This window comes from Arthrobacter sp. PM3, from assembly GCF_003352915.1.
Classification (GTDB): Bacteria; Actinomycetota; Actinomycetes; order Actinomycetales; family Micrococcaceae; genus Arthrobacter.
The window spans coordinates 1,388,976-1,409,023 of the sequence record NZ_CP022314.1 but is presented as its reverse complement, the minus strand read 5'-3'; the positions used below and the strand labels follow the sequence as shown (position 1 = coordinate 1,409,023).

The window sequence follows — 20,048 nt, the reverse complement described above, 5'->3', positions numbered from 1 at the left end:
ACGGCATCGGCCGGCCGGCCGGATCACCGGCACCGGACGGACGGCCGCGGAATCAACCGAAAGGTTGATTCGAGCGCAGGCAGGCCGTTTTCCGCGGGGGCGCCGCGCTGCCGGCGCTACGCTGGAAGCATGGAGGGCGACGCCGGCAAACCGGTCCACGGCAGACACCACGCGGGCATGGAACAAGCGGGCACACACCTCGCAGACAGCCGCGAGATTTCCGCGGAGTCCACCGGGGCAGCCGTCATCCTGCGCGTCCTGCGCGTGAGCCTTCACGTCGGCTTCGCGGTGCTGCTCCTGGTGGCCGTCATCCGGCTCCTGGCCGGCGGAGTCGCCGGCACGGGCTGGATCACCCTGCTCCTCGCCCTGTTGCTGGCTACCGTTTACCTCGCCGGGACCGTCCTGGAAAAGCGGCATGCCGCCCACCACGCCCGGTTCGATCCGCGGCCGTATTCGGGCTGGTGGCTGGCCGGCGTCAGCGTCCTCTGGCTGCTGCTGGTCCTCGCCAGCGCCGACTTCGTGTGGCTGGCGTTCCCGCTGTTCTTCCTGCAGCTGCACGTGCTGCGGCGGCGGCTGGCGCTGCCGGCCATCGCGCTGAGCACCCTCGTGGTCATCGCGGCGCTCTGGTTCCACAACGGCGGGGCCGGCCCGCCGGTGCCGGGCGGCGCGGCGCTGCAGCTGCCCATGGTGCTCGGCCCCCTGTTCGGCGCGGCGTTCGCCGTGGTCACGGGACTGGCGTACCGGGCGCTGTTCCTTGAAGCAGAGAACCAGCGGCTGGCGGCCCAGGAGCTCCGGCGCACCCGCGCCGAACTCGCCCGCACCCAGCACAACGCCGGCACCCTCGCCGAGCGCACCCGGCTGGCCCGCGAAATCCACGACACCCTGGCCCAGGGCCTGTCCAGCATTGTCCTGATGGGCCGCGCCGCCGAGAAAGCCCTGGACGACGGCGACACCGCCGTGGCCCGGGACAGGCTCCGCATTGTCCGGGACACGGCCGCCGCCAACCTGGCAGAGGCCCGCAACTTCGTCAGGGCGCTGCAGTCCCCCGACCTCGAGGGCGGCTCCCTCGTGGCCGGCCTGCAGCGGCTGTGCGCCCAGACCGAAGCGCAGTCCGCCGCGCACGGCGCCGGGCTGCACTGCCGCCTCGACGTCGAGGGAGTCCCGGTGCCGCTCCCCGGAACCCACCAGACAGCACTGCTCCGCGCCGCACAGTCGAGCCTGGCCAACGTCCGGGCCCACGCACAGGCGAGCACCGCCGTCGTCACCCTTTCCTTCCTGGGTCCCGACGTCGCGATGGACATCTACGACGACGGCACCGGCTTCGATCCCGCAGCGCTGCCCGCCCCGGCCGCCCGGCCGGACGGATCCGGGTACGGGCTGACGTCCTTGCGCGACCGCGTGGCCGCCCTGCACGGCCGGCTGGACATTGAATCCGCCCCGGGCGAGGGCACGGTTGTTGCCATCCGGCTCCCGCTGGGCGAAGCGGCCGGTTCCGCTCCGGCACCGGCGACGGGGGACCGGACATGAACACCATCCGCGTGTTCCTGGTGGACGACCACCCGGTGGTCCGGGCCGGGCTGCGGGCCATGCTGGGTGACCTCGAGGGCATCAGCGTGGTTGCCGAGGCCGCGGACGGCGGCGCCGCCCTGGCCGGACTGGCCAGGCTTCACACCCTGGGCGAGCCCGCGGACGTGGTGCTCATGGATCTGCAGATGGGTGAGGGCATGGACGGGGTCACCGCCACCGGCCGGATCAGGGCCGGGGAGGCCGGCCAGCCGGCGCCGCCGGTGCTGATTCTCACCACCTATGATTCCGACGCCGACATCCTCGCCGCCGTGGAGGCCGGCGCCAGCGGCTACATGCTCAAGGATGCCCCGCCCGAGCAGATCCGCCAGGCCGTGCTCTCCGCCGCCGCCGGGCAGACGGCGCTGGCGCCCGAGGTTGCGGCCCGGCTGATGGGCCGGATCCGGAATCCGGAGCCGGCGCTGTCCGCCCGCGAGATCCAGCTGCTGGAACTGCTGGCCACCGGGATGGGAAACCGGGCGATCGCGAAGCAGCTGTTCATCTCCGAGGCGACCGTGAAAACCCATCTCGTGCACATCTACGGCAAGCTCGGCGTGGACAACCGCACTGCCGCCATCGCCGTGGCCGCGCGGCGCCGGATCATCAGGCGGCCTTAGCGGCATCGGTCGATGGCGCTCTGCGGCGCTTTGTGCTCCTCTTTGTGACAAGGGCAATGTCGGCGGCTCGGGGCATAATGGCGCCATGGGGAACTCATCAAAACTTTCACTGGCCCTTGTCGGCCTTGTCCTTGGCGGCTCGCTGGTCGCCTGCAGCGACGGCCGGGCCGGCGCGGCAGACGCTGCCAATCAGCTTGCCGGCGCCGTGTCCGCGCTCGATGTCGGGGCCGTCGCCTTTGACGGCAAGGAATCCGGCGCCGCCAACGAACAGCTCAAAGAGGTGTTCCAGGGGCTCGCTCCGGACAAACCCGCCGTGCAGGCCGGGGACCTGGCCTTTGAGGCGGACACGGCCACGTTTCCGCTGAACTACACCTGGAAGGTCGGCGCGGAGGAATGGAAATACACCGTGTCCGCGCAGCTGAAGAAGTCCGGCGACAAATGGCTGCCCGTGTGGAAGCCGGCGATGCTGGCCCCGGACCTGGCCGATGGTGAGATCCTCACCCGCTCCACGAACACCCCGCAGCGTGCCGCCATCCTCGGGGCCGGCGACGTTCCGCTCGTCACCTACCGGCCGGTCGTCAACGTCGGCATCGACAAGCCCAAGCTCGGCGGCGCGGACCCCGCTGACGCCGCCACCAAGCTCGCGCAGCTCGTGGGTGTCGACCCGGCCGCCTACGCCCAGCAGGTCGCCGCCGCCGGACCGGACGCCTTCGTTGCGGCCATCACCTTGCGCGAGGACGGGTCCCGGACCATCACGGACGCACAGATTTCGGCCATCCCCGGCGGCCGGGCCATCAAGGACTATCTCCCGCTGGCGCCAACCCGCACGTTCGCGCGGGCCCTCCTGGGGACAGCAGCTGAGGCCAACGCCGAACAGATCGAGAAGTCCGGCGGTGCCCTCAAACCCGGCGACACCACCGGCACCGGCGGTCTGCAGCAGCAGTATGACGCGCAGCTGCGTGGAACCGACGGCATCGTCATCAGGGCACAGAAAGCCGGCCTCACCCCCGCGGAAATCCAGTCCGCCACCCCGGATCAGCGCCGGAACCTGTTCGAGACCAAGATCAAGGCAGGGACCCCGCTGAGGACCACCCTTGACCCGAACCTGCAGCAGCTGGCCGAGGACGTCCTGGCCGGCGTCGGCCCTGCATCGGCCATCGTGGCGCTCCGGCCCTCCAGCGGTGCGGTCCTGGCCGCAGCCTCGGGACCCGGCAGCAACGGTTACGACACCGCCATGCTGGGCCAGTACGCCCCCGGTTCGATTTTCAAGTTGGTCGACTCCCTGGCCATGTTCCGCAACGGGATGACCCCGGATTCGAAAGTCGACTGCCCGGCAACCCTGACCGTGGACGGCCGCACCTTCAAGAACGCCGAAGGCTACCCCGCGTCCTCCCTGGGCTCCGTGACCCTCCGCGACGCCTTCGCGCATTCCTGCAACACGGCCTTCATCAACGCCCGGGACGGCGTCAGCCAGGCGCAGCTCGAATCCGCCGCCACCTCCCTCGGTGTCGCCGTCGAAGCGCCCGCGCTGGGGGCCGCCGCCTTCCTGGGCTCCGTGCCCGGCGAGGCCGAGGGCACCGAACACGCCGCGTCGATGATCGGCCAGGGGAAGGTCCTGCTGTCGCCGCTGGCCGCCGCCATCATGGCCGGTTCCGTGGCCAAGGGCGCCCCCGTGGCGGCCCGGCTGGTCCTGAATCCGAACGAGAGCGTCGCGGATCCGGCGGCCGGCGGATCCGGCACCGCCTCAGCGGGCCCGTCATCGGGTGCCTCACCGTCCGGTGATGCCCCGCCGTCCACCGTCCCTGCACCCGCCCCCGCGGCCGGGACGCCCGTGACCGCGGCGGAGGCGGCGTCGCTGGCCGACATGATGCGCGCCGTGGTGACCAGCGGGCACGCCGGGTTCCTGGCGTCCGTCCCGGGCGAGCCCGTCGGTGCGAAGACCGGGACGGCGGAATTCGGCAACGACAATCCGCCGAAGACCCACGCCTGGATCGTGGCGACGCACGGTGACCTCGCCGTCGCCGTCTTCGTCGAGGACGGCGGCCTCGGCGCCACCACCTCCGGACCGCTGCTGAAGGAGTTCCTCACCCGGGCCAGCTGACCCGACGCTCCCTCAGGTTCTGCACGGAACCGCCGGATGCTCCCTCAGGTTCTGCACGGAACGGCCGGACGCTCCCTCAGGTTTCGCACGGAACGGCCGGACGCTCCCTCCTGCCGTGCGGGCAACCACCGGCCGCCGGGGCCCCGTCCTGCCGTGGGAAGATTGTACGCGTGGCTCATATTGACGTTTCCGGCATCGACTACTTCCTCTCCGACGGCACCCAGCTGCTCAACGGGGTGACGTTCAAGGTTCCGGACGGCACCAAGACGGCGCTGATCGGGCCGAACGGCACCGGCAAGACCACACTGTTCCGGATCATCGCCGGCGACCTCGTCCCCGACGAAGGGGTGATCGGGCGCTCCGGCAATATGGGCATCATGCGCCAGTTCGTGGGCCAGGTCCGTGACGACTCCACGGTCCGCGACCTCCTGGTCTCCGCGGCCCCGCCCGCGCTGGCTGCCGCCGCGCGCGCCGTGGACGAGGCCGAGCTCGCCATGCTGGAGCACGACGACGAACCCACCCAGATGGCCTATGCCCAGGCGATCGTGGACTGGGGAGACGCCGGGGGCTACGACGTCGAGACCGTCTGGGACGAGGTCTGCATGGCCGCACTCGGCCTGCCGTTCGACCGCGCGCAGCACCGCCCGGCGTCGAGCCTTTCCGGCGGCGAGCAGAAGCGGCTGGTGCTCGAGGCCCTCTTCGCAGGCCCCGACGAACTCCTGCTCCTCGACGAACCGGACAACTACCTCGACGTCCCCGGCAAGCGCTGGCTTGAGGCCAAGCTCAACGAGTCCAAGAAGACCGTGTTCTTCATCAGCCACGACCGGGAGTTGCTCAACAACGCGGCGGGACGCATCGTCACCCTGGAGCCGGGCATCAACGGTGCCGGCGCCTGGATCCACGGCGGCGGTTTCGGCTCCTACGTGGACGCGCGCGCGGACCGCAACGCCCGCTTCGAGGAGCTGCGCAAGCGCTGGGACGAGGAGCACGTCAAGCTCAAGGAACTCGTCAACATGTACAAGAACAAGGCCGCGTTCCGGTCGGACATGGCCAACCGGTACCACGCGGCGCAGACCCGGCTGGCGAAGTTCCTGGAGGCCGGGCCGCCCGAGGCCCTGCCCATCGAGCAGAACGTGCAGATGCGGCTCAAGGGCGGCCGCACCGCCAAGCGCGCCATCGTGGCGGAAAGGCTGGAACTGACCGGTCTCATGAAGCCGTTTTCCACCGAGATCTGGTTCGGGGACCGCGTCGGCGTGCTCGGCTCCAACGGCTCGGGCAAGAGCCACTTCCTGCGCCTGCTCGCCACCGGTGGCACCGACCCGGAACGGGAGCACCTGCCGGTGTCCGACGTCGAAATCGCAGAGGTCCCGCACGAGGGCACCGTGAAACTCGGTGCCCGGATCCGGCCCGGCTTTTTCGCCCAGACCCACGTCCGGCCCGACCTCCTGGGTAAGACCCTTCTGGAGATCCTGCACCGCGGCGACGAGCACCGTTCAGGACTGGGCCGCGAAGCCGCCGCCGGTGCGCTGGACGGCTACGGCCTGGCCGGGCAGTCCGAGCAGAAGTACGAGTCCCTCTCCGGCGGCCAGCAGGCCCGGTTCCAGATCCTGCTCCTCCAGTTGTCCGGCGCCACCCTGCTGCTGCTCGACGAGCCCACGGACAACCTGGACCTGCACTCGGCCGAGGCACTGGAACGGGCGATCGACCACTTCGAAGGCACCGTCCTGGCCGTCACCCACGACCGCTGGTTCGCCCGGACCTTCGACCGTTTCCTGGTCTTCGGCTCCGACGGCAAGGTCTACGAGTCCGCCGAGCCGGTCTGGGACGAAAAGCGCGTCGAGCGCGCCCGCTGAGCCGGACCCTCCATCACGTCCTGCACGTTTTCGGCCATCGCTCCCGCACACCGTGAGGGAGCGTAGCGAAATTGACTGCAGGAAGTGAGGGAGCGTCCCGGGGTGAGGCGGGTCTCTGCCCAGTCCGGCACCCGCGCCGCTGTGCTCGAAATGCGCACATAGTGATCAAATGATCATCAACTGCTAGCATTTACTCATGAATACTGATGAGCGGCACCGCCTGATCGGCGAGCTGCTGAGGCATCGCGAGCAGATCACCGTGGACGAGCTGATGGCCGCCTGCGGTGCCTCCGGGGCAACCATCCGGCGTGATCTCGACATCCTGGCCGGACATGGCGTGCTCCGCCGGGTCCACGGTGGAGCCATGAGCCTGCTGCTGCAGGGCGAAAACCCCGGCTACGGGCAGCGCGAGCTGGAGGGCCACGCGGCCAAGGTCCGGATCGCCGCCGCGGTGGCTGCGATGCTCAAGGACCGGGGCCGCTTCTGGCTGGACAGCGGCACCACGGCTACCGAGATCGCCCGGCACCTGCAACAGCGCGACATGACGATCATGCCAATGTCCCTGCAGGCCGTCAGTGCGCTGGCCGGTGACCAGGGCCAGGCCGGGCACCGCCCCGAGCTGCTGCTGCCGGGCGGGAGCCTCGTTCCGGGCGAACTGTCCTTCCGCGGACCCATGACGGAGGGAAACGTCCGCTCGCTGCGCTTTGACGCCGCCGTGGTCACGCCCTGTGCGCTGAGCCTCCGTGACGGGCTGCTGGCCCACGATCTCGACGACGCCGCGGTGAAGCGCGCCGGCCTGGAATCGGCGGCCAAGGTGATCGTGGCCTGTTCCGGCGCCAAATGGAACGCCAGTGCCATGGCGCTGGTTGCTCCGCTGAGTGCCGTGGATGCCATTGTCACCGACAAGGCCCTCAGCGCCGACGAACTGACCCTCCTTGCCCAACACTCAGTGGAAGCCGTGATCGTATGACCAGTACCGCAACCAGGCCGCAGCTCAAAGCCGCCACCGGGGCCACCTTCCTGGTCTTCGGCATCAACGGACTGGTCTTCGCCAGCTGGGCCGCCCGGATCCCCGCCGTGACGGAAATCCTGCAGCTCACCTCGGGCCAGATGGGAACGCTGCTGTTGTGCGTTGCCGTCGGTTCGCTCATCGCGCTGCCCACGGCAGGGTTCGTCGTGGGCCGGATCGGCACGGCCAATACCGTGCGGGGCGCCGGCATCATCGCCGCGGCGGCCGGCGTGGCAGTGGCCCTGTCCCTGATGGCGGCCTCCGTCCCGGCGACCGCCATTGCCCTGTTCTTTTTCGGGATCGGGATCGGTTTGTGGGATGTTTCGCAGAACATCGAAGGGGCCGACGTCGAACACCAGCTCGGGCGCACCATCATGCCGCAGTTCCACGCCGCCTTCAGCGGCGGAGCCTTTGTGGGGGCGCTGATCGGTGCCGGTCTCTCTACTGCGGGCGTCGGACTGCCGGTCCACCTGCTGGTCATTGCCGCGATCGTGGCCGTGGTGGCCCTGGTGGCCCCCCGGTTCTTCCTGCCGCACCAGGCGGCCGCCGCGCCGGCAGCCGGGGAAGAGGCCCCCGCCAAGGGCGGATCGGCGTGGCGGGACGGACGCACCCTGCTGATCGGCGTCGTGGTTCTGGGCGCCACCCTGACCGAAGGCGCCGGCAACGACTGGATCGCCAAGGCCTCCGTCGACGGCCTGGGTGCCGAGGAGTCCACCGGTGCCCTGCTGTTCGCCGTCTTCGTGCTCGCGATGACCGCCATGCGGTTCTTCGGCGGCCGCGCCATCGATGTCTACGGCCGGGTGGCCGTGCTCCGCGCCAGTATGGCCGCAGCCGCGGCCGGCCTCACGCTCTTCGTGTTCGCCGGCAACATCTGGCTGGCCGCCGCCGGGGCCGCGCTGTGGGGTGTCGGAGCGGCCCTGGCCTTTCCGATGGGCATGTCCGCCGCGGCGGACGATCCGGCGCGGGCCGCGGCCCGCGTGTCCGTCGTGTCGACCCTGGGCTACATCGCGTTCCTCGCAGGGCCTCCCCTGCTGGGCTACCTGGGCGACGTGACCGGCATCAGGACCGCCCTGCTGGCCATCGGGATTCCCATTCTCGTGGCCCTGCTGCTCGCCGGCGCCGCCAAGCCCCTGGCCGCCAAGCCCCTGGCCGCCAAGTGAAACCGTCCGCCACGTAGAACCGGCCGCCCGGTAAAGACCGGCCGCCGCATCATGTCCGGGCCCGGCAACTTCCCGCGGGGCACTGCCGCCGGGAGGCCGGGTCGGGACGTATGGTGGACTGATGCGAACCATGCTGAGGAAGGCGCCCGGCCGCCTGGCGGCCTTCGACCGCCGGCTGGTGCGCGCGGTTTCCCACCTCCCGGCCGGCAGCCATGATGAATTCTTCCGCCGCTTGTCCGCGGCGGCCAACAAGGGCAAGCTCTGGCTGGGCATAGCCGGCGTGATGGCGCTCGTGCCCGGAAAGACCAGGCGCGCGGCGGTTCACGGGCTCCTGGCCCAGGGCGTGGCGTCGGCCGTGACGAACGTGGTGTTCAAGACCCTCCTGCCCCGCAGGCGCCCCCTGCCCGAGCACCTGCCGGTCTTCCGGTTTGTCCATCCGCAGCCCACAAGCTCCTCCATGCCGTCGGGCCATTCCGCCTCCGCGGTTGCCTTCGCGCTAGGGGTCGGACTGGTCCGGCCCGGGCTCGGCGCGGGACTGGCTCCCGTCGCGGCCGGGGTGGCCTACTCCCGGATCCATACCGGAGCCCACTGGCCCTCGGACGTCCTGTTCGGCTCCGCGATCGGCGCCGGCGCGGCGCTGCTGACCCGCAAATGGTGGCCCGTCCGGCCGCCCTTCCCGGACACCCGCCGCAGCGCCGTCCGTGCCCCGGAACTCCCCGACGGGCAGGGCCTCGGCATCGCCGTCAACACCCTCGGCGGCTCCTATGCCGACGAGACCGTCGAAGCCCTCCAGAAAATATTCCCCAAAGCGTATATACAGGAAATCGGGCAGGGCGAGGACATCGCGGCGCAAATCGCCCGGGTTGCGTCCCGGCCGGGCATCGTGGCGCTCGGCGTCTGGGGCGGGGACGGCACCGTGGGCACCGCGGCGGCCGCCGCCGTCGAAAATTCCCTGCCTCTCCTGGTGCTCCCCGGAGGGACACTGAACCACTTTGCCCGCGATGCCGGGACACCCACCCTGGAGGCCGCCGTGCAGGCCGCGACGCGCGGGGAGGCCGCCGTGGCCGACATCGGGAATGTGAGCGTCGAGCGCGGACTTCCGGACAGCCCCGAACGCCTTGAACTGAGCATGCTCAATACGGCCAGCATCGGGCTCTACCCGAACCTGGTGCGCCGCCGGGAGCAGCTGCAGCCCGCCCTGGGCAAGCCCCTGGCCGGTGTGGTGGCCATGTTCCGGACTTTCGCCGCCGGCACGCCCACCACCCTGGTTGTCAACGGGGTCCGGCACCGGCTGTGGATCCTGTACATCGGCCGCGGCCGCTACTACCCCCGCGATCACGCGCCGCTGGTGCGGCCCGTTCTGGCCGACGGCGTCCTGGACCTGCGGATGATCACGGCCGACGAGCCGTTCGCCCGGCTGCGGCTGCTCTGGGCGGTGCTGACCGGGACCGTGGCGACCTCGGGGATCACCCACCTCACCGAAACGGACCGGATTACGGTGGAACCCGGAAACGGCCCCATGGTCCTGGCCGTCGACGGCGAAGTCATGCCCGGCGTGCGGCGGGTGGACTTCGCGGTCCGCCGTGACGCGCTGACCTACTACTCGCCGCTTGGCTGAGCCGATGTCCCCGACGATGTCATCCTCCCGGACGACCCTGATTCGCCCCTGAATCATCCCTGAGACCGGCGAAATGCGCCGCCGGCGTCGGTAGCGTGGAGTGCAGACGGGCCCGCACTTGCGGTCTCCCGGACCACCACCCGCTACGCAAAGGATCGCTTCCATGATCGAAGCACGAGGCCTGACCAAGGTTTATGGCGACAAGACCGCCGTCGCCGGCGTCAACTTCACCGTCGAAGCCGGCCGGGTCACCGGCTTCCTGGGTCCAAACGGGGCCGGAAAATCCACCACCATGCGCATGATCATGGGACTGGACCGGCCGACGTCGGGCTCTGTCACCGTCAACGGATCGCCGCTCACCAAGCACGCCGCGCCGCTGCGCGACGTCGGCGCGCTGCTGGACGCCAAGGCCGTCCACACAAGCCGCTCGGCGTACAACCACCTGCTGGCCATGGCCGCAACGCACAGCATCCCCAAGAAGCGCGTCCATGAGGTCATCGAGATGACGGGGCTGGCCGAGGTGGCCCGGAAGAAGGTCGGCGGCTTCTCCCTCGGCATGGGCCAGCGGCTGGGCATCGCCGCGGCCCTCCTCGGCGACCCGCAGACCGTCATCCTCGACGAACCCGTCAACGGCCTGGATCCCGAAGGGGTGGTGTGGGTCCGCAACCTGGTCAAGTACCTGGCCTCCGAGGGCCGCACGGTGTTCCTCTCCAGCCACCTCATGAGCGAGATGGCTGTTACGGCGGACCACCTGATCGTGATCGGCCGCGGGAAGATCATCGCGGACGCCCCGATCCAGGAGATCATCACCGGCAAGGGCCAGGGCCGCACCCGGGTCCGCACCGACCAGCCCGAGCGTCTCATGCAGGTGCTGGCCGGGACGGGCGTCTCCGTGGAGGTCCAGGAGCGCGAACTGTTGGAAGTGACGGGACTGGACGCCCGCCAGATCGCCGCGGCGGCACTGGAAAACCAGGTCCTGGTCTACGAACTCACGCCGCTGACGGCCAGCCTCGAAGAGGCCTACATGGAACTGACCAAGGACGAGGTCGAATACCACTCGCTGATCACCACGGGCGCCGTTCCCGTCGAAGCCGGAGGCAAGTAAGCCATGAGCTCAACCACCGTTGAATCCACGCCCTCGCCCCGCGGCGCCGCCACCGGCCACCAGCGGACCGGCAACGGCACCAGTTCCGGCCCCGGCCCCAGCTTCGCGCGGGTCCTCAACTCCGAATTCATCAAGTTCCGCACCCTGCTCTCCACCCTGATCCTGCTCGGCTCCACCGTGGCGGTCATGGTGGGCTTCGGGGCGCTTTCGGCCTGGGGCACGGGACAGTTCTCCGAGGCCGCGGCCTCGGACCCGCAGGCGGCCGCCCAGTTCGCGGCGCAGGGCGGAGACCTCGCCGTCGGGGTCCCCACCTCCGGGATCGCGTTCGCCCAGCTGATCCTCGGCTCCCTCGGGGTGCTGCTGATGAGCTCGGAATTCACTACCGGCATGGCACGCTCGACGTTCGCTGCCGTGCCCAAGCGCATCCCCGCGTTCGCGGCGAAGCTCGTGGTGGTGGGTGTGACGTCCTTCGTCATCACCGCCGCGTCCACCCTGGCCGCCGGGTTCGTGTCGGTGCCGATCCTGGACAACTACGGCCTGGGCCTGGACATGGGCAGCTCGCAGTCGGTCAAGCTGCTGATCGTCAACAGCATCTACGTGGCCGCCGTCGCGGCGATCGGCATGGCCTTGGGGACGCTGATCCGCAACTCCGCCGGCGGCATCATGAGCCTGGTGGGCCTGTTCTTCGTGGCGCCCATCGCTTTCCAGCTCATTCCGGGCGACTTCTTCGTGGAGGCCCGCAAGTACCTGCCCGGCAACACGGTGGAGCCGCTCACGGCGGTGGAACACGTCCCGAACACCCTGGAAGCCTGGCAGGCCGGCCTGGTCCTGGGCGCGTGGGTGGTGATCCCCGTGGTCCTGGCCGCGGTCCTGCTCAAGAAGCGGGACGTCTAGGCCGGGGCCCCGAACGTCTAGGCTCGGAGCATGATCGATGCGGTGCCCTTGGACGCAGTGCCCATAGACGCTGTGCCTGCAAGGGACGCGCCGGCCGGACAGGCTGACGCGTCCCTTGCCGAACTGACCGCCCGCCGGCGGGGCCGGATTCGGCGCTACCTGTTCGCCCGTCCGCGGGTCATGGATGTCCTGGTGATGCTCTGCTACCTGGTCCTGGTCACGCCGACGGCGGTCGAGTCCATTGCCGACGGCGACTGGCCGGTGGCATTGCTGCTCGCCGCGGCCGGCCCCGTCCTGCTCTTCCGGCGGACCCGTCCGGTGCTGGTGGCGGCGGCCGTGGCGTCGCTGGAACTGTCCGCCACGTTCCTTCATCCCTGGGGATCCAATGTCTCCGCCGGGCTCTGGTTTTCGCTGTACTCCGTGGCCCTGGTCCGCACCCGGCGGTTCACCGTGGCGGCCCTGGCCCTGACGACGGCCCCGCTGGTGCTCCTGTACTTCACGCTGGCCGTCGGACCTCTCGACGGCAGGCTTCCGGACATGGCGGTCAGCAGCCCGGAGAACTTCCAGCTGGTGGCGAGCATCGCAGCCGCCATCAGCATCACCCTGTCCAATGTGATCGCCGCCGGGATCGGGATCTCGGTCCGGCAGCGGCGCGAGCACGAGCACGAAATTGCGGCCTGGGCCGCCCGGGCCCGGCAACTGGGCTCGGTCACCGAACGGAACCGGATCGCCCGGGAAATGCACGACGTCGTGGCCCACTCGCTGACGGTCATGATCAGCCTGTCGGACGGCGCCGCCGTCGTGGTCAGGAAAGATCCCGGGCGCGCCGCGGGCGTCCTCGCGGAACTGTCCCGGACGGGGCGCACCGCACTGGCGGACATGCGCAGCGTCCTGGGCGTGCTGCGCGACGACGCCGGCGCCGCTGGACATGCCCCGCGCGAGCCGCTGGTGGCCGGCGGCAACCTGACCAAGCTGCTGGAGGGCTTCCGCACCGCGGGCCTGCCGCTGCATTACACGCACACCGGGCCCTCGCTGCCCGCGGACGCGGCGTTCCAGCTGACCGTGTACCGGATCGTCCAGGAGTCGCTGACCAACGTGCTGCGCTACGGCCGGGCGCTTAGCCGGGTAGATGTGCATATTCTCCGGGACGGGTCCCGGGTCACCATCGACGTCGTCGACGACGGCCGGGGCACCGTCGACTCCGCCGCAACCGCAGGCGGCGCCCCGGCATCCCCCGGCACCGGGCAAGGAATCGCCGGGATGCGCGAGCGGGCCCGCATCTACGCCGGGACCGTGCACGCCGGACGGTCCGGCGACGGCGGCTGGCGGGTGCACGCCGAGCTGAACTGCCATGAAGAACCTGAAGACACTGAAGACACTTCAGACACTGCAACGCAAACGAGGGGGCACAGTGGCCGACAAACCACCGATTCGCGTTCTGCTGGTCGATGACCAGCCGCTGCTCAGGATGGGGTTCCGCCTCATCCTGGAGGGTGAAGACGACTTGTGCGTCGTGGGGGAGGCGTCCGACGGGGCCGAAGCGGTCCGTCACGTCCGCGAGCTCGCGCCGGACGTCGTCCTGATGGACGTGCGGATGCCGGTTCTGGACGGGATCGAGGCGACCCGGGCCATCACGTCCGCGGGATCCGCGGCCAAAATCATCATCCTGACCACGTTTGACCTCGACGAATACGCCTTCGCCGGGCTGCGGGCCGGGGCCTCGGCGTTCCTCCTCAAGGACGTGGCCCCGGACGAACTCGTCAGCGCCGTCCGGGTCGTGGCCAGCGGAGACGCCGTCGTCGCCCCGCGGGTCACGCAGCGGCTCCTGGAGACCTATGTCCGCGGTGCCGGCGTCCCCGGCGGTGCCGGCGTTCCCGCCCGCCCGGCGCGGGACCCGCTGCTGGAGGACCTCACCCCGCGGGAGGCCGAGATGCTCGGGGCGATGGCGGAGGGACTCTCCAATGCCGAGATCGCCCACCGGTATTTCCTGTCCGAGGCCACTGTCAAGACGCACGTGCGCCGGATCCTCACCAAGCTTCACCTGCGCGACCGCGTCCAGGCTGTCGTATACGCGTACGAGACCGGCCTCGTGGTGCCGAGCAACGCGGACTATTAGGACCGCGTCACAAAAGGCCGGACAGCCGGGAACCGGCCGGTAGCTTCTGAAGCAGTGGTTTCAGGCACATTACCGAATTGCCCTTGAGGCAACATTGGTTGCTCTCTGTGCCTTTATGTTGGAGCATGGCCCCGTTTGTTCCGGCTCCATTTGGAGGACTGCACAAGACGGGCCCTGTGCGACGGCGTTTAGGGTGAAACGACATTGTGGCCCGCCGCACCGTATGGAATCCATGCCGTGCCGGCATCCGAGCGGCCCTGGACCCCCACGAAGGACGGCGCTTCCATGCACGCTGACCAGCAGCTATCAAAATCGTTGAAACCCAGGCATCTGTCCATGATCGCCATCGCCGGGGTGATCGGCGCCGGACTATTTGTCGGTTCGGGCGCGGCGATCCAGCAGGCCGGCCCCGGCATCCTGGTGGCCTACGCCGCGGCGGGACTGGTCGTCATCCTCGTCATGCGGATGCTGGGTGAAATGGCCGCCGCCAACCCGGAAACCGGATCCTTCTCCACCTACGCGGACAAGGCCCTGGGCCGCTGGGCCGGTTTCAGCATCGGCTGGCTCTACGCGTGGTTCTGGATCATTGTCCTCGGCATCGAAGCCACGGCCGGGGCAGCCATCATGCACCGCTGGGTCCCCGGCATCGACCAGTGGGTGTGGGCGCTGGCCCTCATGGTGCTGTTGACGCTGACCAACCTCGGGTCCGTGAAGTCGTACGGCGAATTCGAGTTCTGGTTCGCGTCCATCAAGGTGGCGGCCATCGTGCTGTTCCTGATCTTCGGCGTCGCCGCGATCCTCGGCCTCATCCCCGGCGTCCCGGCGCCCGGACTGGACAACCTGATCGGCAACGGCGGGTTCATGCCCAACGGTCCCGGGGCCGTCCTGGCCGGCATCCTCGTCGTCGTCTTCTCCTTCTTCGGCGCCGAGATCGCCACCATCGCCGCAGGCGAATCCGAGAACCCGGTCGACGCCGTCAAGAAGGCCGTGAAGTCCACCGTCTGGCGCATCCTCGTCTTCTACATCGGTTCCATCGCCATTGTGGTCACCCTGCTGCCGTGGAACTCGGCCTCCGTCGCCAAGAGCCCCTACGTGGCCGTCATCGAACTGTTCGGCATCCCCGGCGCCGGCACCATCATGGACATCGTGGTGCTGACCTCGGTGCTCTCCTGCCTGAATTCCGGCCTTTACACCGCCAGCCGCATGCTGTTCTCACTGTCCCGGCGCGGGGATGCACCCCGGTCCTGGATGCGGATTTCCAAGACCGGCGTGCCCTCCGCCGCGGTGCTGGCCTCCACGGTGGTCGGCTTCATCACGGTGGGCCTGAACTACATCGCCCCGGACACCGTCTTCCTGTTCCTGGTCAACACCTCCGGAGCCATCGCCCTGTTTGTGTGGCTCGTAATCACCGCCTCCCAGCTGGTGCTGCGCCGGCGCATGGGCGCCGCGGCCAAGGACCTGCAGCTGAAGATGTGGCTCTTCCCGTACCTGACCTGGGTGGCCATCGGCAGCATCGTCGCCCTCCTGATCGGCATGGTGATCCTGGAATCCACGCGGGAATCGCTGGTGCTCTCGCTGGCCCTCGCCGCCGTGGTGGTGGGGATCGGCGTCTTCCGGTACCGCAGGAACGGCGCTGCAGCGGCCGCCCCGGCGGCGGGTGCTGCTTCCGCCGCTCCCGCCGGGCGGGCTTCGGATGCTGTGGGCGGGGCCGCGGCGAAGCGTGCCGACCTGGAGGCAGCCGGGGCCCGCACCGGGTCGGCCGGCGCGGGGGCCCGCACCGAGGCGTAGGATCCCGCACCCCGCGGGGGCCGTACTGCGGGACATGTCCTCCCCCGGCGCCCAGGACTGGACATGCTCCCCCGCGCTGACCCCACCCACCGGACATGCCCTCCCCCGGCGCCCAGCACTGGACATGCTCCCCCGAGTTGACCCTCACCACGGGACATGCCCTCCCCCGACGCCCAGCACTGGACATAGTGCCCTCATGTCCACTCTTCGGCGCGGAGGGAGGGCATGTCCGCGTCCGCCGCGGGCCTCAGCGTCAGGGTCCGGGCCGTCGCGGGCCGGGCTAGACTCGAAGCCATGCCAACACCGAGCACTGCCGCAGACCACATCCAGGACCTCGGCGCCTACGTCAGCGCGTCGCCGTCGAGCTTCCACGCCGTCCGGGAGGCGGCACGCCGGCTCGACGCGGCCGGCTTCACGGGACTCGATGAACTGCTGCCCTGGCCGGCATCCGCCGCGGGCGGCAAGTTCTACGTGATCCGCGACGGCGCGCTCATCGCCTGGGTGCTGCCCGCCGGCGCCGGCGCGACCACCGGCTTCAACATCCTCGGCGCCCACACGGACTCGCCGTCGTTCAAACTCAAGCCGAAGCCCACCACTGGCAGGTTCGGCTGGCTCCAGGCCGGCGTCGAAGTCTACGGCGGGCCGCTCCTGAACTCCTGGCTGGACCGCGAACTCCAGCTCGCCGGCCGCCTCGTTATGCGCGACGGCACGCAGCACCTCACGGCCACCGGCCCGCTGCTGCGCTTCCCGCAGCTGGCCATCCACCTGGACCGGGCAGTGAATGACGGGCTGGCCCTGGACAAGCAGCAGCACATGAACCCGGTGTTCGGATTGGGCGATCCTGCCGCCGAGGACCTGCTCGGCCTGCTCGCGGCGCGGGTCGCTGGCGCCGCGGTGGACCCGGCGCAGATCGGCGGGTACGACATCGTCATCGCCGACACCCAGGCTCCGGCGGTGTTCGGTGCGAAGGGCGAGTTCTTCGCCTCCGGCAGGCTCGACAACCTCTCCGCGACGCACGCCGGGCTGACAGCGCTGATCGCGCACGCCGGGACACCGCTGCCGGAAGAGGCGCCGATCGCCGTGCTGGCCGCCTTCGATCACGAGGAGATCGGCTCGGCGTCGAGGTCCGGTGCGTGCGGGCCTGTCCTTGAAGACATCCTGGTGCGGATCTCCGACGGGCTCGACGCCACGGCAAGCCAGCGGCGGCAGGCGTTCGCGGCGTCGTTCTGCGTGTCGGCGGATGCCGGCCATGCCGTGCACCCGAACTACCCGGAGCGGCACGATCCCGCCAACCGCCCGGTCCTCAACGGCGGGCCGCTGCTGAAGATCAACGCGAACCAGCGCTACGCCACAGATGCCGCCGGTGCCGCCTACTGGGCGCGGCTGTGCACCGAGGCCGGCGTTCCGTACCAGGAGTTCGTCTCCAACAACGTGATGCCGTGCGGCTCGACGATCGGCCCGCTCACGGCCACCCGGCTGGGGATCAGGACGGTCGACGTCGGGGTGCCGCTGCTGTCGATGCACTCGGCGCGCGAACTGTGCGGCGTCGAGGACCCGCGCCGGCTGGCGGAGGTGACCGAGCTGTTCTTCCGCACGGCGGCGTGAAGGTCCGGGGTCTGGTCCGCACCACAAAGTTGGTGCGGATAGCCACATAGTCGACCGGCACGTCTAGCGGATGCGGACGGCCATGCCTACGGTTGAAAAAAATACGGATGCCCCGCGGGCATGCGGCCTCATGGTTCCGGGCCGCATGGCGTAGAGACTCACCGTCTCACCACCTGCGGGACAGCTGTATCAACGGACGGAACGCGACAGCAGGTGCCGGAAGCCGGTACCGCTGGCAGGAAAAGGGGGAGTGCAGACCCCCGGATCATGCCGCTGCGTGGCTGTGCCGCGAGTGATGGAGCCGGAAATGAAGTCTGCACTGCAACGTATCTCCCGCAAACGGCTTTCGTTGGCCCGTTTTGGGACTGGACGATCGTGACGGCCACACTGGGCGCATTGATCGCGCCGGGAAAACGTGTCTTATGGGTATCTTCAAGCGGTGGACACCTGGCCGAACTGAAGAAGATTGCCGACCTGTACCCGGGTCCAGATACAGAATCCACGTGGGTCACCTTTGATACCCCTCAGGCGCGGTCCATGCTTGCCGGCCACAATGTGCGCTTCATTTCCCCCGTTGGAACCCGGGATGCGCTGGGCACACTGCGCACGCTAGTGACCGCATACAGAATTCTTCGAAGGGGGTCATTCGACTACGTCGTGAGCACCGGAGCCGCAGTAGCCGTCTCCTTCCTGCCGCTTGCCTCCGCAATGGGTGTCCGAGCGCTTTATGTGGAGAGTTTGACGAGAACACATGCGGCGTCGACCACGGGCAGGATCCTTGGCCTGTTTCCCGCCGTGCGGACCTACACCCAATATGAACGCTGGGCGAATGACCGGTGGAAATACGCAGGATCCGTGCTGGACAACTGGGAAGTCCGGTCTCGGGGCGACGGCACGCCGGTCAGGAATGTCCTGGTTAGCCTGGGCACCATCCAGCCGTACCGATTCGACCGTGCCGTCGATGCGTTGAAGGCAATCCTGCCCGACGATTGTTCAGTGACGTGGCAGCTCGGAGCCACGTCACGCCATGACCTGCCCGGAGCGGCACACCGTGAATTGCCCTGGACGGAGATGGGGCAACTCATAAGGGAGGCCGACGCTTTTGTTTGCCACGCGGGTGTGGGTTCTGTCCTGCAGGCGTTGGACAACGGCGCCGTGCCTGTCTTGGCTGTTCGGTCGGCGCACAACGGTGAGCATGTCGACGACCACCAGGAGTACTTCGCCCGGGAAATTCTTAGCAGGGGCCTCGGCAGGGCCCTTGATCTGTCGGACAGCGGTGATGCAGTGCTTGAAGAAGCGGCCGGCCTGGAGCCGCACAAATCGACTGGAGAGAGTTCCGCAAAGGCGTTTCCGGCCGTGCCAGTCTTGCGGGGTCCGAACCAGCTGCGGAGTTTCCGGTCGCGTGGCCCGAGACGACCGGGAATCGTCACGCAGGCACCCCAACGTGATGAAGTATCGCTGGACTCGATGACGGCAGGAGGGCCCAAAACCGTGTCCGGAGGTGGCAGATCTGATGGATGACAAAAAACTGCGGGTGTTGCTCGTGCCAAACTCATTATTCTTTCCGCCATACCTCGAAGACTTGCGCGAGTTGGAACGTGGAGGGACCATTCCGCGCAGCTGGGTGCATGATATCGACGCTGAAGTGGAGTATCTGGACCAGCGCCTTCAAACTAATCCGCCCAAATGGCGGCGATCGATCTATAAGCGATTGCCGATGTGGGTTGTCCAAGTCCTGGAGGTATACCGAACGGGACGAAAATATGATGTTGTCTTCTTTTGGAGCGTTGCCAATGTTGCGCTCGTGCTGGCCCTGCTGCTCAAGGTGACATTCCGACGCATGACGATCGTAGCTCTCTTCACCAGAATTTCTGAGCCCAAGAAGGCCAGATTGCTTAAACTGGTGCATAGCAGAATATCCAAAATAATCCTGCCCCCGGCAACCCAGCGCGAGATTGCGGAAATCGAACTCGGCGTTCCAGCGGAAAAGCTTATCGGCTTGCCGTGGACAACCGACTCTGAATTCTGGAGCGGGCGCGGTCAGACTCCTGAGCGCTCCATGGTTTGCGCCGCTGGCGGTGAGATGCGTGACTACCGTACTCTTGTGAAGGCCTTGGAGGGGCTGGATATTCCCTGTCATATTGCCGGCGCCCTGGATACGTCACGGCAGGACTGGTGGAACTCTGCATCCGGAGAATTCGATGCCGAGGAAAGAATTCCGGCGAATGTAACGTTTGGCATAATGCCGCCTTCCCAGCTGCGGGCCATGTACGCTAAGTGCCGCCTGGTGGTTGTTCCTCTCAAACCCACAAACAGTGATAACGGCATCACGTGCATGAATGAGGCGTGGGCAATGGGCCGGCCGGTAATTGTTTCTGATGTGGAGGGGCAACGGGGTGCGTTTACTGAAGGACACGAGGGTCTCTGGGTTCCTCCGGGGGACGTAGAGGCGTTGCGGGCGGCCATTGTTTCGCTGTGGAACGATCCTGCGAGGGCCGACAAAATGGGAGCGGCAGGCCGCTTGTTGGTGGAGCGGGACAAAGACAACCGCATTTTCAGCGACGGCATTAACCGGGTTATAGCAAATGCTGCGATGGGGTCTTGAAGCCCTGACTAATT

Annotated in this window: 15 protein-coding genes; all 15 read left to right on the top strand. The window is 68.6% G+C overall.

Going from position 1 to position 20,048, the window contains the following annotated elements:
* The first annotated feature begins 177 nt into the window (after positions 1–177).
* Positions 178–1,527 (top strand): sensor histidine kinase, encoded by a 1,350-nt coding sequence (locus tag CFN17_RS06515; RefSeq protein ID WP_208751372.1) that lies wholly within the window; start codon positions 178–180, stop codon positions 1,525–1,527.
* Complete coding sequence (locus CFN17_RS06510) at positions 1,524–2,180, top strand: response regulator transcription factor (RefSeq protein WP_208750574.1); 657 nt, start codon at positions 1,524–1,526, stop codon at positions 2,178–2,180. The genes CFN17_RS06515 and CFN17_RS06510 overlap by 4 nt, the downstream gene beginning before the upstream one ends.
* Before the next feature lie 85 nt (positions 2,181–2,265).
* On the top strand, positions 2,266–4,281 hold the full coding sequence (locus CFN17_RS06505; protein ID WP_208750573.1) for a penicillin-binding transpeptidase domain-containing protein: 2,016 nt from the start codon (positions 2,266–2,268) through the stop codon (positions 4,279–4,281).
* A 170-nt stretch (positions 4,282–4,451) separates the two neighbouring features.
* Positions 4,452–6,134 carry an ABC-F family ATP-binding cassette domain-containing protein gene (locus tag CFN17_RS06500; protein WP_208750572.1) on the top strand — a complete coding sequence of 561 codons (1,683 nt, stop codon included), beginning with the start codon at positions 4,452–4,454 and terminating at the stop codon, positions 6,132–6,134.
* A 196-nt stretch (positions 6,135–6,330) separates the two neighbouring features.
* Positions 6,331–7,104, top strand: a complete 774-nt coding sequence (locus CFN17_RS06495; protein WP_208750570.1) for a DeoR/GlpR family DNA-binding transcription regulator — start codon at positions 6,331–6,333, stop codon at positions 7,102–7,104.
* Positions 7,101–8,303, top strand: a complete 1,203-nt coding sequence (locus CFN17_RS06490) for an MFS transporter (protein ID WP_208750564.1) — start codon at positions 7,101–7,103, stop codon at positions 8,301–8,303. Before CFN17_RS06495 ends, CFN17_RS06490 begins: the two co-directional genes overlap by 4 nt.
* Positions 8,304–8,424: 121 nt before the next feature.
* Positions 8,425–9,921: a bifunctional phosphatase PAP2/diacylglycerol kinase family protein gene (locus CFN17_RS06485; RefSeq protein WP_208750563.1), complete on the top strand. Its 1,497-nt coding sequence runs from the start codon at positions 8,425–8,427 to the stop codon at positions 9,919–9,921.
* Positions 9,922–10,084: 163 nt separating this feature from the next.
* Entirely contained in the window at positions 10,085–11,026 is a 942-nt protein-coding gene (locus CFN17_RS06480) for an ABC transporter ATP-binding protein (RefSeq protein ID WP_208750561.1), read from the top strand.
* 3 nt (positions 11,027–11,029) lie between these two features.
* A complete protein-coding gene (locus CFN17_RS06475; RefSeq protein WP_208750560.1) occupies positions 11,030–11,920 on the top strand; it encodes an ABC transporter permease in 891 nt (296 codons plus the stop codon).
* 30 nt (positions 11,921–11,950) lie between these two features.
* Entirely contained in the window at positions 11,951–13,372 is a 1,422-nt protein-coding gene (locus CFN17_RS06470) for a sensor histidine kinase (protein WP_208750558.1), read from the top strand.
* A 16-nt stretch (positions 13,373–13,388) separates the two neighbouring features.
* Positions 13,389–14,036, top strand: coding sequence for a response regulator (locus CFN17_RS06465; protein WP_395926858.1), 648 nt, complete (start codon positions 13,389–13,391; stop codon positions 14,034–14,036).
* 285 nt (positions 14,037–14,321) lie between these two features.
* A complete protein-coding gene (locus tag CFN17_RS06460; RefSeq protein ID WP_261792393.1) occupies positions 14,322–15,824 on the top strand; it encodes an amino acid permease in 1,503 nt (500 codons plus the stop codon).
* Positions 15,825–16,118: 294 nt separating this feature from the next.
* Positions 16,119–17,429 (top strand): M18 family aminopeptidase, encoded by a 1,311-nt coding sequence (locus tag CFN17_RS06455; RefSeq protein WP_208750555.1) that lies wholly within the window; start codon positions 16,119–16,121, stop codon positions 17,427–17,429.
* Between the two features lie 375 nt (positions 17,430–17,804).
* Positions 17,805–18,950: a glycosyltransferase gene (locus tag CFN17_RS06450; RefSeq protein WP_208750552.1), complete on the top strand. Its 1,146-nt coding sequence runs from the start codon at positions 17,805–17,807 to the stop codon at positions 18,948–18,950.
* Positions 18,943–20,034 (top strand): glycosyltransferase family 4 protein, encoded by a 1,092-nt coding sequence (locus tag CFN17_RS06445; protein WP_222612662.1) that lies wholly within the window; start codon positions 18,943–18,945, stop codon positions 20,032–20,034. The genes CFN17_RS06450 and CFN17_RS06445 overlap by 8 nt, the downstream gene beginning before the upstream one ends.
* Positions 20,035–20,048 lie beyond the last annotated feature (14 nt).

Coding starts and splice junctions, on each gene's coding strand:
- CFN17_RS06510 (WP_208750574.1), top strand. CDS start 1,524: ATGAACACCATCCGCGTGTTCCTGGTGGACGACCACCCGGTGGTCCGG.
- CFN17_RS06445 (WP_222612662.1), top strand. CDS start 18,943: ATGGATGACAAAAAACTGCGGGTGTTGCTCGTGCCAAACTCATTATTC.
- CFN17_RS06515 (WP_208751372.1), top strand. CDS start 178: ATGGAACAAGCGGGCACACACCTCGCAGACAGCCGCGAGATTTCCGCG.
- CFN17_RS06495 (WP_208750570.1), top strand. CDS start 6,331: ATGAATACTGATGAGCGGCACCGCCTGATCGGCGAGCTGCTGAGGCAT.
- CFN17_RS06470 (WP_208750558.1), top strand. CDS start 11,951: ATGATCGATGCGGTGCCCTTGGACGCAGTGCCCATAGACGCTGTGCCT.
- CFN17_RS06455 (WP_208750555.1), top strand. CDS start 16,119: ATGCCAACACCGAGCACTGCCGCAGACCACATCCAGGACCTCGGCGCC.
- CFN17_RS06465 (WP_395926858.1), top strand. CDS start 13,389: ATGGGGTTCCGCCTCATCCTGGAGGGTGAAGACGACTTGTGCGTCGTG.
- CFN17_RS06460 (WP_261792393.1), top strand. CDS start 14,322: ATGCACGCTGACCAGCAGCTATCAAAATCGTTGAAACCCAGGCATCTG.
- CFN17_RS06475 (WP_208750560.1), top strand. CDS start 11,030: ATGAGCTCAACCACCGTTGAATCCACGCCCTCGCCCCGCGGCGCCGCC.
- CFN17_RS06505 (WP_208750573.1), top strand. CDS start 2,266: ATGGGGAACTCATCAAAACTTTCACTGGCCCTTGTCGGCCTTGTCCTT.
- CFN17_RS06490 (WP_208750564.1), top strand. CDS start 7,101: ATGACCAGTACCGCAACCAGGCCGCAGCTCAAAGCCGCCACCGGGGCC.
- CFN17_RS06485 (WP_208750563.1), top strand. CDS start 8,425: ATGCGAACCATGCTGAGGAAGGCGCCCGGCCGCCTGGCGGCCTTCGAC.
- CFN17_RS06480 (WP_208750561.1), top strand. CDS start 10,085: ATGATCGAAGCACGAGGCCTGACCAAGGTTTATGGCGACAAGACCGCC.